Consider the following 14,629-nt stretch of genomic DNA (forward strand, 5'->3'; position numbering starts at 1 on the left):
CATTGCGCGGCCAGCTCGCGCAGCGCGGCGCCGAGCGCGGCCACGCCGGGGTCGTCGGCCAGCGTGGCGCGCGTCTCGAAGATCGGCGCGCCGGCCAGCGCGGTGGCGTCCAGCCAGGCGCGGATCTCGGCGGACACCTCGGCGATGCGCGCCGCGTCGACGCGATCGCACTTGGTGAGCGCGACGATGCCGTGCCTGACGCCGAGCAGTTCGAGGATCGCGAGGTGTTCGCGGGTTTGCGGCATCACGCCGTCGTCGGCGGCGATCACCAGCAGCGCCACGTCGATCCCGCAAGCGCCGGCCGCCATGGTGTGCACCAGCCGCTCGTGGCCGGGCACGTCGATCATGCCGAGCACCTCGCCGTTGTCGAGCGGCGTGTAGGCGTAACCGAGCTCGATCGAGATGCCGCGCGCCTTCTCCTCCTTCAGGCGATCGGTATCGACGCCCGTCAGCGCACGCACCAGGGTGGTCTTGCCATGATCGATATGGCCGGCGGTACCGACGATCACGAGCGCGCGTCCCGCGTCGCGGCCGCCTCGCAGAGCGCGAGCAGCTCGGCCTCGTCGGCGGCTTCCAGGCAGCGCAGGTCGAGCCGCAGCGCATCGTCGGCGATGCGTCCCACCACCGGGCGCGCCCAGCCGCGCAGGCGCGTCTCGAGCTGGCCCAGCGCACGACCGCCGCGCTTGCCGGAAGCCACGCGCACCACCAGCCCGTGGCTGGGCAGCACGTCGACCGGTAGCGCGCCGCTGCCGATCTGGCTGAACATCGGCTCGGTGCCGACCGTGTAGGCCTCGCCGATCGCGCGCTGGAAAGCCGGCAGCACGCGCTCGGCGGCCGCCGCGATCTCGGCGTGCGAGCGCGTGAGCAGGCGCAGCGTGGTCAGCCGCTCGCGCAGGAACTCGGGCGAGCGATAGAGACGCAGCACCGGCTCCAGCGCGGCGAGCGTGAGCTTGCCCACGCGCAGCGCACGCTTGAGCGGATGCTTCTTGATCTTCGCCACCAGCTCGCGCGAGCCGACGATCAGGCCCGCCTGCGGGCCGCCGAGCAGCTTGTCGCCGCTGAAGGTGACCAGGTCGGCGCCGGCGGCGATGGTGTCGCGCACGGTCGGTTCGCGCGGCAGGCCCCATTGCGCGAGATCGACCAGGGTGCCGCTGCCGAGATCGACGGCCACCGGCACGCCGCGCTCGCGGCCGAGCGGCGCGAGCTCCTCGATCGTGACTTCCTTGGTGAAGCCGCTGATCGCGTAATTGCTGCAATGCACCTTCATCAGCAGCGCGGTGCGCGCGCCGATCGCCTCGGCGTAGTCGCGCGCATGCGTGCGATTGGTGGTGCCGACCTCGCGCAAGCGCGCGCCGGCGCGGCTCATGATTTCGGGAATCCGGAACGCGCCGCCGATCTCGACCAGCTCGCCGCGCGAGACCACCACCTCCTTGCGCGCGGCCAGCGCCGACAGGCTCAGCAGCACGGCGGCCGCGTTGTTGTTGACCACGGTGGCCGCCTCGGCGCCGGTCAGCTCGCAGATCAAGCCGTCGATCAGGTCGTCGCGATCGCCGCGCCGGCCGGTTTCCAGGTCGAACTCGAGGTTCATCGGCCGCGTCAGCGCGGCCGTCACGGCCTGCACCGCCTCGTCGGGCAGCAGCGCGCGGCCGAGGTTGGTGTGCAGCACCGTGCCGGTCAGGTTGAACACCGCCTTCATCTCGCCTGCGTCGGCCGCGGCGAGCCGCGCGGCCACCTCGGCGGCCACGCCGGCCTCGTCGGGCGTCACGGCGCCCGCCGGATCGCGCCGAGCCGCCTCGCGCCAGGCGTCGAGCGCGGCGCGCACGGCCGCCAGCACGCGCGTGCGGCCATGCGAATCGACCAGCGAGCGCAGCGGCGCGGACGACACCAGCCGCTCGACCGAGGGCACGCGCGCCAGCAGGGCGTTCAGTTCATTGAGGCCGGTATCGCTCAAGGACGGGCTCCGTTCACGATGCGTCGGAGGAAGGCAGCTCGGGCCACAGCAAGGGGTTCGGCGAACTGCGCCGGTAGCCGGCCTCGTTCATCAGCAGGTCGAGCGTGAGGCTGGCCAGATCGTCGGCGAGCGGCTCGAAGGCGTAATCCTTCTCCTGGTAGCCGATCTTGCGGTAGGTATGGCATTCGTCGCAGGACTCGGCCTTGATCGCCTCGCTGCCGCCCTCGATGCCGTGATAGGCGATGCCCTTGGTCGAATCGCAGTTCGAGCACTTGGTGCGGACCATGTGCCATTCGCTGCTGCACAGCGAGCACTGCAGGAAGCGATAACCCTGCTGCGCGCCGACGCGGATCACGCTGGCCACCGGATGCGAGCCGCACACCGGGCACAGGCCCGGCTGGTCCAGGTAGGGCACCTCGGCCGGTTGCACGCGCGAGGCGAGATCGGTCCACACCACCTGCAGCGCGGCCGCGATGAACGGCGCCGAGGCGGGCTCGACCTCCTCCACCCGCAGCGCGACGATCGCGTCGGCCTGGGCGTCGAGTTGGGCGGGCGTCTTCAGGCGAAGCTGGTCGATCAGCTTGGCCAGCGGCGGCGTGACCAGCCCGGCCTGCTCGATGCCGTCGAGCAGGCGCTGCAGCACGTCCTGCCACAGCGGATCGCGCGGGCCCGACATGGCCGGCACGATCGGCATCGAATGCATCTGCGCGTGGCGCACGGCCTCGGGCGTGGGCGGGGTGGCCGCGAGCGTGCCGAGCACGGCATGCTGGGCGTCGGCCAGCGTCGCCATCAGGCGCAGGTAGCCGGAAATCGGATTGAGGTCGGCCAGCTTGCGCAGCCGCGCGGCGCGCTCGGCGAACACGCTGGCGCGTTCGGGAAGCCGGAAGCGGGGAATCGCCGAATGATCGAGGGCCGCGATGTCGTTCGGGTCGAGGATGCGTTGTGTCACGTGGGTCACCTAATACTGTCTGGCCGGCGCCGCGATACGGGCGCCGGATGTTTCGCCGCGATCGACCTTTCGCGGGACGCGGCAGCCGCCGCGGATTCTCATGCCGATCGGGTGGGGTTGCCGGCTCGGGCGCCGGTCGTGTCGGCAGGCGGCAGGCGAAGCACCGCGGTGAAGAATAGCAGCTTCCGGGGGCGCTTCGCCAACGCCCGCGCGCGGATCGGATTCGATTACCCGGCTTGCGCCGCGCAATCGAAATGGATTCGTGCCGAGCCGGGTGGAAATCGGCCGATGCGCTCGATCGTGGACGGCGGATGCGCCGCGAAAGGCGGGCTGGATCGGCGGGCTGGATCGCGCCGTTTCGACCGCCAGCCCGACGCGACGCCCTCGCCTGCCGGCCCCGCCGGTTCCGCTCGTTCCGCGCGCCGCGCCGGGGCCGAAACGGCGAAGGCGATCCGGTGGCCGGATCGCCTTCGCGCCTGCGTCCGGGGCCAGGCATCGACCCCGGATCGTCCTGGCCTCAATGCGGCCGTCCCGACTCCTTCACCGCCTGCCGGAACCACTTCGGATGATGCTTGCGGGCCCAGCCGAGCGTGACGGTGCCGCGCACCATCGCGCCGATCGAGCCCTTCACCCACAGCGCCGCGTAGATGTGGACGATGATGCTGGCGATCAGCACGAAGGCGGCCACCGCATGCGCCACCGCCGCGAGGCGAATCACCTCGATCGGGAAGTACAGCGAGAAATACCGCCGCCAGATCACGATGCCCGACAGCAGCAGCACCAGCAGGCAGGCCACCAGCGTGAAGAACAGCAGCTTCTGGCCGGCGTTGTAGCGGCCGATCGGCGGCAGGTTCTCCTCGCGGTTGTTCAGCACGTCGTCCATCTGCCGCAGCCACTGGCGATCGTCCGCGTCGATCAGGTTGTGGTGCCAGTAGCGCAGCACCATGATCGCGAAGGACACGAACATCACCACGCCGACGAAGGGATGCAGGATCCGCGTCCACTGCCCGCCGCCGAACAGCGCGGTGAGCCAGAACATCGACGGATGGAACAGCGCGAGCCCCGACAGCGCGAGCAGCACGAACGAGATCGCGGTGATCCAGTGATTCGAGCGCTCGTTCGCCGAGTAGCGCACGATCAGGTTCGGATCTTCATGGCTCATTTCACGTCCTCCTTGATCCGGCGGGCTTCCTCGCGGGCGGCGGTTTCATCCTCCTCCGTCACCTCGTTCGGGCCGATGCGCGTGTAGTGGAAGAACCCGGCCAGCGCGGTCAGCGCGAGGCCGGCCACCGCCAGCGGCTTGGCGATGCCCTTCCACAGCTTCACGAACGGGCTGATCGACGGGTTGTCGGGCAGGCCGTGGTAGAGCGAGGGCTTGTCGGCGTGATGCAGCACGTACATCACGTGGGTGCCGCCCACGCCCTGCGGATCGTACAGCCCCGCGTTGGCGAACCCGCGCTCCTTGAGGTCGACCACGCGATCGGCGGCCTGCTGCTTCATGTCCTCCTTGGTGCCGAACATGATCGCGCCGGTCGGGCAGGTCTTCACGCAGGCCGGCTCCTGCCCGACCGCGACGCGATCCGAGCAGAGCGTGCACTTGTAGGCGCGATGGTCGGTCTTCGAGATCCGCGGGATGTTGAACGGGCAGCCGGTCACGCAATAGCCGCAACCGATGCAGTTCTCCTCGTGGAAATCGACGATGCCGTTGTTGTACTGCACGATCGCGCCCGGCGAGGGACAGGCCTTCAGGCAGCCCGGATCCTCGCAGTGCATGCAGCCGTCCTTGCGGATCAGCCACTCGAGGTCCCCGGCCGGGTTCTCGTATTCGGTGAACCGCATCACCGTCCAGGAATGCTCGGTGAGGTCGGCCGGATTGTCGTAGACGCCGACGTTGGTGCCGATTTCGTCGCGCAGGTCGTTCCACTCCATGCACGCCGTCTGGCACGCCTTGCAGCCGATGCACTTGGATACGTCGATCAGCTTGGCGACGGTTCCGGTGACCGGGTCGCGCGCGGTCGGCGGCGGCGTGGTGGTGGCGGACACCCGTTTGATGTCCAGCGATTGCAATGCCATCTCGGGTTCCCCTTATGCCTTTTCCACTTTCACCAGGAACGACTTGAATTCCGGTGTCTGCGAGTTGCCGTCGCCCACGGACGGAGTCAGGGTATTGGCGAGATAACCGGGCTTGGTGAGCCCCTTGAAACCCCAGTGCAGCGGAATGCCGACCGTCTGCACCTTGCGGCCGTCCACCGTGAGCGGCTTGATCCGCTTGGTCACGAGCGCCACCGCCACGATGTAGCCGCGGTTCGACGAGACCTTGACCATGTCGCCGTGCACCACGCCCACCTCCTTGGCCAGGTCCTCGCTGATCTCCACGAACTGCTGCGGCTGCACGATCGAGTTCAGTCGCGCGTGCTTGGTCCAGTAGTGGAAATGCTCGGTCAGGCGATAGGTGGTGGCCGTGTGCGGGAACTTGTCCGGCGTGCCGAACGCGGCCCGGTCGTCCGGGAACACACGCGCGGCCGGGTTGTTCAGCGCACGCGGGTTGCCGGGGTGGAACGGGTTCGCGGCCAGCGGCGTCTCGAACGGCTCGTAGTGCTCGGGGAACGGGCCTTCGTTCATGCCGTCGCGGGCGAAGAACCGCGCCACGCCCTCGGGATTCATGATGAAGGGCCCCATGCCGTTCTCGGGCGGTTCGTCGACCTTGTAGTCGGGCACGTCGTAACCGGCCCAGGCGCGGCCGTTCCAGCCGATCAGCTTGCGGGTCGGGTCGAAGGGCTTGCCGGCGGTGTCGCAGGAGGCGCGGTTGTAGAGGATCCGCCGGTTGGCGGGCCAGGCCCAGGCCCAGCCGAGCGTCTGGCCGATGCCGGTCGGGTCGGCGTTGTCGCGCCGCGCCATCTGGTTGCCGGCCGCCGTCCAGGCGCCGCAGAAGATCCAGCAGCCGCTCGAGGTCGAGCCGTCGTCCTTCAACTGCGCGAAGCCGGCCAGTTGCTCGCCGCGCTTGACCAGCACCTTGGTCGGATCCTTGGGGTCGGTCAGGTCGGCCAGCGCGCGTCCGTTGAACTCCATCGCGAGTTCCTCGGGCGTCGGGCTTTCCGGGTCCGCGTACGGCCAGGTCAGGTTGACGATCGGATCGGGATACTTGCCGCCGTCCTTCTTGTAGGCCTCCCGCATGCGCAGGAACAGCCCCGACATGATCTCCAGGTCGCTGCGCGCCTCGCCCGGCGCGTCCGCGCCCTTCCAGTGCCACTGCAGCACGCGCCCGGAATTCACCAGCGAGCCGCGTTCCTCGGCGAAGCAGGTGGTCGGCAGGCGGAACACCTCGGTCTTGACCGCCGCGGGGTCGACCACGTTGTAGTCGTCGTGCGGCTTCCAGAACTCGGAGGTCTCGGTGGCCAGCGGATCCATGATCACCAGCCACTTCAGCCTGGCCAGCGCGGCCGCGGTCTTGGCCTTGGACGGCGCCGCCGCCAGCGGGTTGAAGCCCTGGCAGATATAGCCGTTCATCTTGCCCTGGGCCATCAGCTCGATGGTCTGCAGCAGGTCGTAGGGCTTGTCGAGCTTGGGCAGGTAGTCGTAACCGAAGTTGTTCTCGGCGGTGGCCGAATCGCCCCACCAGGACTTCATGAAGCTGACGAAGAAGGCGCGGTAGTTCTTCCAGTAGCTGAGCTGGTTCGGCCGCAGCGGCTGGCTGGCGCGCTTCTTGATGTAGCCCTCGTAGTCCTGCTCGGCCTGCGACGGCAGCGTCATGTAGCCCGGCAGCAGGTTCGACATCAGGCCCAGGTCGGTCAGCCCCTGGATGTTCGAGTGGCCGCGCAGCGCGTTCATGCCGCCGCCGGCGATGCCGATGTTGCCGAGCAGCAGCTGCACCATCGCGCCGGTGCGGATCATCTGCGCGCCCACCGAGTGGTGCGTCCAGCCGAGCGCGTAGAGGATCGTGCCGGCGCGCCCGGGCACCGCCGTGGTGGCGAGCATCTCGCACACCTTGAGGAACTTGTCCTTGGGCGTGCCGCAGATGCGCTCCACCATCTCGGGCGTGTAGCGCGAGTAGTGCTGCTTCATCAGCTGGTAGACGCAGCGCGGATGCGCGAGCGTCGCGTCGACCTTCACGAAGCCGTCGTCGCCGCGTTCGTAGTCCCAGGTCGACTTGTCCGGATAGGCGTGCTTGTCGGGGTTGTAGCCCGAGAAGATGCCGTCGTTGAAGGCGTAATCCTCACGGACGATGAAGGGGAAATCCGTGTAGTTCTTGACGTACTCGTGCTGGATCTTGTCGTTCGTCAGCAGGTAGTTGATCACCCCGCCGAGGAAGGCGATGTCCGTGCCGGTACGAATCGGTGCGTAGTAATCCGCCACCGATGCCGTGCGTGTGAAGCGCGGGTCCACCACCACCAGTCGCGCCTTGCGGTGCGCCTTGGCTTCCGTGACCCACTTGAATCCGCAGGGATGTGCCTCTGCGGCATTGCCACCCATCACCAGGATGACGTCTGCGTTCTTGATGTCGACCCAATGGTTCGTCATCGCGCCGCGGCCAAACGTCGGGGCAAGACCTGCCACCGTCGGGCCGTGTCAGACACGTGCCTGGTTGTCGAACGCGAGCATCCCCAGACTGCGAACCGTCTTGTGGGTCAGGTAACCCACCTCGTTGCTGCCGGCCGAGGCGGCCAGCATGCCGGTCGTCAGCCAGCGGTTGACCTTCTGGCCGTCCGGCGTGGTCTCGACGAAGTTCGCGTCGCGGTCTTCCTTCATCAGCTTCGCGATACGGTCGAGCGCCGCTTCCCAGGAGATCGGCTCCCACTTGTCGGAGCCGGGCGCGCGGTATTCGGGCTGCGTGAGCCGGCTCGGGCTGTGGATGAAGTCGATCAGGCTCGCGCCCTTCGGGCACAGCGTGCCGCGATTGACCGGGTGGTCGGGGTCGCCTTCGATGTGGATGATGCTCGACTTGGCGTTTTTCGCGCCGTCACCGAGGGAATACATGAGGATCCCGCAGCCCACCGAGCAATACGGGCAGGTGTTGCGGGTTTCGACAGTACGCGCCAGCTTGTATTGGCGGACCTCCGCGAGTGCTTCGGCGGGCGAGAATCCCAACAGGGCGAGACTCGATCCGGCGAGCGTGGAGGCCGTCACCTTCATGAACTGGCGCCGGGACATGTGGAGCATGATGGTCTCGGCTGTGATGTACGGGGAACAATCTTTTTGTGACGACATTGTCGCGCGACGATTTTACGCTGATTAATCCGCCCCCGGATATCGGACAAATCAACGTTGCGCATTTTGTTTATAGGAAATGAAATTGCCGATGGGTAGTGGGGCGGGTCCGGATTTTCACGTCGCGGGGCGGACTTCCGGCGCGGAACTGCTCGATGAGAATCCTTGACCGGCAAGGGATTTCGTCACGCTCAGAAAGTCTCGTTGTATATTTAAAAATATAGCGATTCGATATCCGTCCTTCGATCGCACCGCTCGGGTCGATTCGAAATCTCCAAGCAAGAAAATCACCGGAATGCGAATTGTTCGCACAAGGAATCCAACACGCTATATCCAAATAAACATAGCGATTCACGCCAGGCGATTCCGCAAATCGATTGGAACGCGAGCAAACAAGAGCGGCGGGCGCACGTCCTAGCGTGCGCCCGCCGACGGGAGAAATCAGGAAGAAAAGCCGCTCAGCTCGCGTCGCGCGGTTCGGCGAGCTGGAACAGGCAGTCGCCGCGGCGCACCTGCGCGGGCACACGGCGGCAGACCACCTCGCCGGCGGCCTCGAAGCAATGGACCACCGGCTCGCGCAGCGGCGTGTCGGGGAAGTGGATGCGCGCGGCCGGCTGGCCCTCGCGCACCACATCGCCCAGCTCGACCAGCGGCTCGAATACGCCGTGCTCGTAGGCATAGACGAAGTGCCGGGGCCCGCTGGTGCGCATGAAGCGCGTCACCGCCGGCGGGCCGTCCGGCACCAGCGGCCCGCGCAGCACGCCGAGGAAGCCGAGGAAGTTCAGCAGGCCCTGCCAGCCCTGGCGCAGCAGCGCCGCGTCGGTCATGCCGGCGCCGCCCAGCTCGGTCAGGATCGAGATCGCGCCCTGGCGCCGCGCCGCCGACGAGGCATAGCTGGGATTCGGCGCGTTGAGGTAGGCGCGCGGCATGCCGAAGGCGCTCAGCAGGGCCTTCACGTGCTGCTCCTCCTCGGCGTCGCGCGGCTCCAGCGCGATCAGGTTGCCGCCGTGATAGATCAGCGAACTGCCGCCCGAATGCAGGTCGACCAAATAATCGGCGCGCGCCAGCAAGGCGTGTTCGATGTAGTCGGCGATGATCTGGGTGGGCGTGCCGGCCGGGTCGCCGGGGAAGCTGCGGTTGAGGTTGCCGTCGTCGAGCGGCGAGGTGCGCAGCCCCGCCTCCGCCGCCGGGAAATTCGCCATCGGCAGCACGATCACCTGCCCGCGCACCTGCTCGGCCGGCAGTTCGCGGATCAAACGCGAACTGAGCACCTGGCCTTCGTATTCGTCGCCGTGATTGCCCGACATCACCAGCACCACCGGCCCCCCGCCGTTGCGGATCGAGGCGATCGGCACCGGCAGCCAGCCATAGGCGGAGCGGTGCACCGAATGCGGCAGGCGCAGGTAGCCGGCATGCTTGCCTTCGGCATCGAGGTCGATTTCACACTGGATCGGGTTCGGTCGTCGGGGGGATACGTCGGTCATGATCGGGTGGAGAAGCTCGGAAACGATAGTCGCAGCTTACCGGCATTCGCGCCGCTCCGGGGCGCGAGCCGCCCCCGCTCGGGAGCGCGCGAGGCCGCCGGCGCGGGCACGGCGCTTGCGGCGGCCGAGGGAAGCTTGCATCCGGCTTCGCGCCCGCCTTGCGAATCGATGGCGGGATCTGCCCCGCGTGGTGCCCGGCTCGCGCCGGGCTCGCGCCCGCCCGCCAAGGCCGGCGACGACGCCCGATGCGGCCGCCGTCGCCCCCTCGCCCGGACGATCGACTAAACTTTTCGGGACAGAATGCGTCCGACCGCCAAACCATCAACAGAATGCGCGCTCGCCGCGCCCGCGCTCGACACCATGAAGCCCTTGCTCTCGCAACCACCCGAAAAGCTCGTCAAGACCAATGTCAACTGGGCGCTCGACGCGTTCCGGCGCTTCTCCGCCGACCACTGCACCACCATGGCGGCCAGCATCGCCTTCTACTCCGCCTTCTCGCTCGCGCCGATGCTGGTGATGGTGATCGCCGTGGCCGGCTGGTTCTTCGGCGCCGATGCCGCGCGCGGCGAGGTGTTCAACCAGGTCCACAGCCTGATCGGCAACGACGCCGCGGCCGGCGTGCAGACCATCGTCGAGAACGCGCACCGCCGCGACAGCAATGGCGGCGCCGCGGCGGCGATTTCCTTCGTGATGCTGGCGATCGGCGCCTCGGCCACCTTCTCCTCGCTGAACACCGCGCTCGGCATGGTCTGGCCGAGCCAGGAAAAACGCTGGTCCTCGGTGTTCGGCCTGGTGCGGGTGCGGCTGATCTCGTTCGGGCTGGTGCTCGGCGTGGCCTTCCTGCTGATCGTGTCCCTGCTGCTCGACACCGCGATCACCTTCATCGGCCGCTGGCTGTGGGGCGCCACGCCCTTCGTGCTGGTCGGCAACCTGCTGCAGTTCACCGCCGGCATCGCGATCCTCGCCTGCGCCTTCGCGGCCCTGCTGAAGTTCCTGCCCGACGCGCACGTCACGCGCCGCGACGCGCTGACCGGCGGCATCGTCTCGGCCGTGCTGTTCTCGGCCGGCAAGAAGCTGTTCGCGCTGTACCTCGCGCACGCGGGCACCGCCAGCGCATTCGGCGCGGCCGGCTCGCTGGCGGTGCTGCTGATGTGGCTGTACTTCTCGGCGGCGGTGCTGCTGCTCGGCGCGGAATTCGCCGCCGCGCGCGGCGACGCGCGACGCGCACGCACGGACGCCGCGCACGAATAGGCAGAATCCCTGATTCGCCGGTGCCGCGCCCCCGCGCGGCCCGCTCCCGCCGCGTAATCGATTCCAGATCCCGCCCAAAACTGGCGCGCCGCTGACATTCCCGCCAGCCTCGCCAGCCCGCCGGGCGCAAAAGCGCACGCGCAAACGTTCAACCGCCTCGATTCCTGCATCGAAACCGCCCGATTCCTGACAGGATCCGGCATGGCCCTCATTTCCCACAACAATCATGAGGGAATGCCGGAAATTGACTCCCGCATTGGAAATAATTTCATAGGCCATTGATCTAAAAGGAATTTTTATCGTTGTGACGTTTTGGAGACACTTTATTTTTTTGGGTTTCTTGCGAGATACGCACTGCGCTATTCTCCAATCCGCAACAAATAACGAATCACTTTGCGTGGAGAACACTACCTATGAAAAAACTCGCTCTGTCTACCCTCTCGCTGGCTCTCCTCGGTGCCGCAGGCGCAGCGCACGCGCAATCGAGCGTTACGCTGTACGGCGTGATCGACACGGCAATCACCTATGTGCACGGCAGCAACGGCACGGGCAACAACACGTGGGCGATGAACAGCGGCAACCTGCAAGGCAGCCGTTGGGGCCTGAAGGGCGCGGAAGATCTGGGCGGTGGCCTGAAGGCGATCTTCCAATTGGAAAACGGCTTCAACTCCAATGACGGCACGCTCGGCCAGAACAAGCGCATGTTCGGTCGCCAAGCCTTCGTCGGCCTGCAAAGCGACAAGTACGGCACGCTGACGCTGGGCCGCCAATACGACCCGCTGGTCGACATGGTCCAGGCCGTCACGGCCGACAACTACTTCGGCAGCGTGTTCGCCACGCCGGGCGACGTCGATAACAACGACAACAGCCTGCGCGTCAACAACGCCATCAAGTACACCTCGCCGGTGTTCGCGGGCCTGCAGTTCGAAGGCTTCTACGCACTGGGCGGCGTTGCCGGCTCGAACGGCTCGGGCCAGACCTGGTCGGCCGCACTGGCCTACAACAACGGCCCGATCGGCATTGCAGGCGGCTACTTCTACGCCTCGAACCTGTACGGCGCCGCGCGCGGCACGAGCTGGGGCGGTTCGTCGGACGCGATCTTCGACGGCCCGATCAACAGCGGCTACACCAACGCGAAGTCGATCGGCATCGGCCAGGTTGCCGGCCAGTACACGTTCGGCCCGTTCACGGCCGGCCTGGGCTACAGCAACGCGCAATACAAGCGTGACGCGTTCTCGTCGTTCGGCCAGACCGAGAAGTTCAACACCGGTCGCGCCTTCGCCACGTTCCAGGCTACCCCGGCCCTGCTGCTCGGCCTCGGCTACTCGTACACCAAGGCGAGCGGCGACACGGACGCCAAGTACCACCAGGCTTCGCTGGGCGCGGACTACTCGCTGTCCAAGCGTACCGACGTCTACCTGGTCGGCGCGTACCAGCACGCGAGCGGCACGCAACGCCTGGCGAACGGCACGACGCAAGCCGCCCAGGCATCGATCGGTTCGTACGGCATCGCCGGCACGAGCTCGCAGGAACTGGTCGCGCTGGGTCTGCGCCACAAGTTCTAAGCAAGCTGTCGCCACGGCGATCGACGGTGCCTGCGGGCGCCGCTCGATGGCCGAGCGATCGAACCAGCCCGAGGCTTCGCGCCGACGGCTGGTTTTTTTTCGTCCTGCCGTTCCGGCACGGGGCTGCCTGCCCTGGCGGCGGCGAGCGCCCGGCGCCCCGTCGGATCGATCGCCGCCGGCACGCTTCGCGCGGCCCGAGCCACGTTTCCCGCGCCCTTCATGCCGCGCGCGGATAAAAAAATCCCCGCGCGCTCTTCGCACGCGGGGATCTTTTTGGGCTGCCTCGACGTTCCGGAACGACCCGGGCGTCCTGGCAATTCCCTTATGCTGCTGCGTCCTTCAGCTTCTTCAGTGCACGTGCCTTGACGCGCACGCTCGCCGGCTTGGCCGGGAACCAGCGCTCTTCGCCCGTGAACGGATCCTTGCCGAAGCGCTTCTTCTTCGCTGCCACGGCTTGGGCCGAGATCTTCAGCAGACCCGGCAGCGTGAACTCGCCCGCACCCTTCTTGTGGATCGAACCGAGGATCACGTTTTCCAGCGTCGCGAGCACGGCCTTGACCGTCTTCAGCTCGACTTCAGCGCGCTCGGCGATGTGCGTCGCCAGCGATGCCTTGGTGAAGCTGTCCTTGATCGGCGTCGGAGCGGCCGGCACCTTCGCGGCAGCCTTCTTGGCCACTACTTTCTTCGCGGGCGCTGCAGGTTTGGCAGCCACTTTCTTGGCCGGTGCGGCAGCCTTCTTGGCCACCTTTTTTGCGGAAGTCGCCATGTTTCTCCTACCAGGTGTGGTCGTTGGATTCGAAGCACACGACGTGCATGCTTCAAGGCCGGATTCTACAAGCGGCGCGACGCTTCGTGCAGCACTTTTATGCGGAATCTGCGGGTTTTCGGCAGGTTTTGTTGCTCGCCGCTGACTGGCGAGCCCGACGACGGCCCGATCGGCTCGCGAAACCAGGGCGGCGCGGCTCGAATTATGTGCGACGCGCCGCGCCGCGCCGGACCTTCGGCGATGCGAAACATCGCCGCACGCCGCGTCGAAAACCCCTTGTTTACCGGCGGCAAACGCCATTCGAGCGGCAACGCCGCCGCCAGCGCGCCAACTGGACAACGGCTCGCGCAAACAAAAAAGCCCCGGCGCAATGCCGGGGCGAACGGAACAACCACCACATGGACGATCGGTGAAGCGGCCTTCGCTCAGGCCACCTGCTGGAGCACCGGCAGGCAGGAGCGCAGATAGGCCTCGAATTCGCGGCGCACCTCGGGATGCTCGAGCGCGAGCTCGACGGTGGCCTTCAGGTAGCCGATCTTGCTGCCGCAATCGAAGCGGGTGCCGAAGTAGCGATAGGCCAGCACCTGCTCCTCGGTCAGCAGCGACTGCACCGCGTCGGTCAGTTGCAGTTCGCCGCCGGCGCCCGGCTTGATGCGGCGCAGGTGATCGAAGATGCTCGGCATGAACACGTAGCGGCCCACCACGCCGAGATTGGACGGCGCGCTCTCGGGCGCCGGCTTCTCGACGATGCCCGACAGCTTGATCACGTCCTCCTCCCATTCGCGGCCCTCGACCACGCCATAGGAGCGGCTGTCCTCGCGCGCGATGGTTTCCACGCCGATCACCGAGCTGTGATAGTGGTTGAACACGTCCACCAGCTGGCGCAGCACCGGCTGCTCGCCGTGCAGCAGGTCGTCGGCGAGAATCACCGCGAACGGCTCGCCGTGCACCAGCTTCTCGGCGCACAGCACCGCGTGGCCCAGGCCCAGCGCCTCGGGCTGGCGCACGTAGTAGCAGTCGACATTGGACGGCTTGATGCCGCGCACCAGTTCGAGCAGCTTGTCCTTGCCGCGCGCCTCGAGCTCGGCCTCGATCTCGTAGGACTTGTCGAAGTGATCCTCGATGGCGCGCTTGCTGCGCCCCGTCACGAAGATCATCTCGGTGATGCCGGCCTTGATGGCCTCCTCGACCGCGTACTGGATCAGCGGCTTGTCGACGACAGGCAGCATCTCCTTCGGGCTGGCCTTGGTGGCCGGCAGGAACCGCGTGCCGAGCCCGGCGACGGGGAACACGGCCTTCTTGACTTTGAGCATGGTGATGAAATCCCGGAGAAAGTGACGGCCGCGCAACGCGCGGCCCGATGAAACGGCATGGCCGGTCACGCCTGGGCGTGCCGGAGCGGCCGGCGGCGCGATGCAGCGCGCCGCCCCGCTTGCGCGGCGCTAGGCGCGGGCCGCG

The 14,629-nt window shown here is 67.3% G+C and carries 12 protein-coding genes; 2 read left to right on the forward strand and 10 right to left on the reverse strand.

All coding sequences use genetic code 11. From position 1 onward, the window contains the following. From F3J18_RS30300 to F3J18_RS30330, 7 genes are all read right to left on the reverse strand, one after another. Window positions 1-509 (reverse strand): GTP-binding protein (locus tag F3J18_RS30300; protein WP_166915824.1); only part of this gene is annotated, 509 nt, incomplete at its 3' end. Beyond that, entirely contained in the window at window positions 506-1,951 is a 1,446-nt protein-coding gene (gene selA, locus F3J18_RS30305) for an L-seryl-tRNA(Sec) selenium transferase (RefSeq protein ID WP_166915825.1), read from the reverse strand. The genes selA and F3J18_RS30300, both read right to left, overlap by 4 nt. A gap of 13 nt (window positions 1,952-1,964) precedes the next feature. Then, complete coding sequence (fdhE, locus tag F3J18_RS30310; protein ID WP_025099609.1) at window positions 1,965-2,900, reverse strand: formate dehydrogenase accessory protein FdhE; 936 nt, start codon at window positions 2,898-2,900, stop codon at window positions 1,965-1,967. A 517-nt stretch (window positions 2,901-3,417) separates the two neighbouring features. Further along, a complete protein-coding gene (locus F3J18_RS30315; protein WP_013690552.1) occupies window positions 3,418-4,062 on the reverse strand; it encodes a formate dehydrogenase subunit gamma in 645 nt (214 codons plus the stop codon). After that, window positions 4,059-4,973, reverse strand: a complete 915-nt coding sequence (gene fdxH / locus F3J18_RS30320) for a formate dehydrogenase subunit beta (protein ID WP_013690553.1) — start codon at window positions 4,971-4,973, stop codon at window positions 4,059-4,061. The genes F3J18_RS30315 and fdxH overlap by 4 nt, the downstream gene beginning before the upstream one ends. 12 nt (window positions 4,974-4,985) lie before the next feature. Further along, entirely contained in the window at window positions 4,986-8,057 is a 3,072-nt protein-coding gene (gene fdnG, locus F3J18_RS30325; protein ID WP_166915826.1) for a formate dehydrogenase-N subunit alpha, read from the reverse strand. 506 nt (window positions 8,058-8,563) lie between these two features. Next, window positions 8,564-9,589: a succinylglutamate desuccinylase/aspartoacylase family protein gene (locus F3J18_RS30330; protein ID WP_166915828.1), complete on the reverse strand. Its 1,026-nt coding sequence runs from the start codon at window positions 9,587-9,589 to the stop codon at window positions 8,564-8,566. Between the two features lie 360 nt (window positions 9,590-9,949). On the opposite strand from F3J18_RS30330, the gene F3J18_RS30335 reads away from it, so the two are divergent. Both F3J18_RS30335 and F3J18_RS30340 read left to right on the forward strand, forming a co-directional pair. Continuing rightward, window positions 9,950-10,840: a YihY/virulence factor BrkB family protein gene (locus tag F3J18_RS30335; RefSeq protein ID WP_013690557.1), complete on the forward strand. Its 891-nt coding sequence runs from the start codon at window positions 9,950-9,952 to the stop codon at window positions 10,838-10,840. 413 nt (window positions 10,841-11,253) lie between these two features. Then, the gene (locus tag F3J18_RS30340) at window positions 11,254-12,405 is read left to right on the forward strand and encodes a porin (RefSeq protein WP_166915830.1); all 1,152 of its coding nucleotides are present in this window, start codon (window positions 11,254-11,256) and stop codon (window positions 12,403-12,405) included. A 322-nt stretch (window positions 12,406-12,727) separates the two neighbouring features. On the opposite strand, the gene F3J18_RS30345 is transcribed toward F3J18_RS30340, so the two are convergent. The 3 genes from F3J18_RS30345 to galU all read right to left on the reverse strand — a co-directional run bounded on the left by F3J18_RS30345 (window position 12,728) and on the right by galU (window position 14,484). Continuing rightward, entirely contained in the window at window positions 12,728-13,171 is a 444-nt protein-coding gene (locus F3J18_RS30345) for an HU family DNA-binding protein (protein ID WP_013690559.1), read from the reverse strand. Window positions 13,172-13,236: 65 nt separating this feature from the next. Beyond that, complete coding sequence (locus F3J18_RS30350; protein ID WP_166915832.1) at window positions 13,237-13,569, reverse strand: hypothetical protein; 333 nt, start codon at window positions 13,567-13,569, stop codon at window positions 13,237-13,239. A 27-nt stretch (window positions 13,570-13,596) separates the two neighbouring features. Continuing rightward, window positions 13,597-14,484: a UTP--glucose-1-phosphate uridylyltransferase GalU gene (galU, locus tag F3J18_RS30355; protein ID WP_013690560.1), complete on the reverse strand. Its 888-nt coding sequence runs from the start codon at window positions 14,482-14,484 to the stop codon at window positions 13,597-13,599. Window positions 14,485-14,629: the final 145 nt, after the last annotated feature.

Source organism: Burkholderia sp. Ax-1720 (genome assembly GCF_011753035.1).
Lineage (GTDB): Bacteria > Pseudomonadota > Gammaproteobacteria > Burkholderiales > Burkholderiaceae > Burkholderia > Burkholderia gladioli.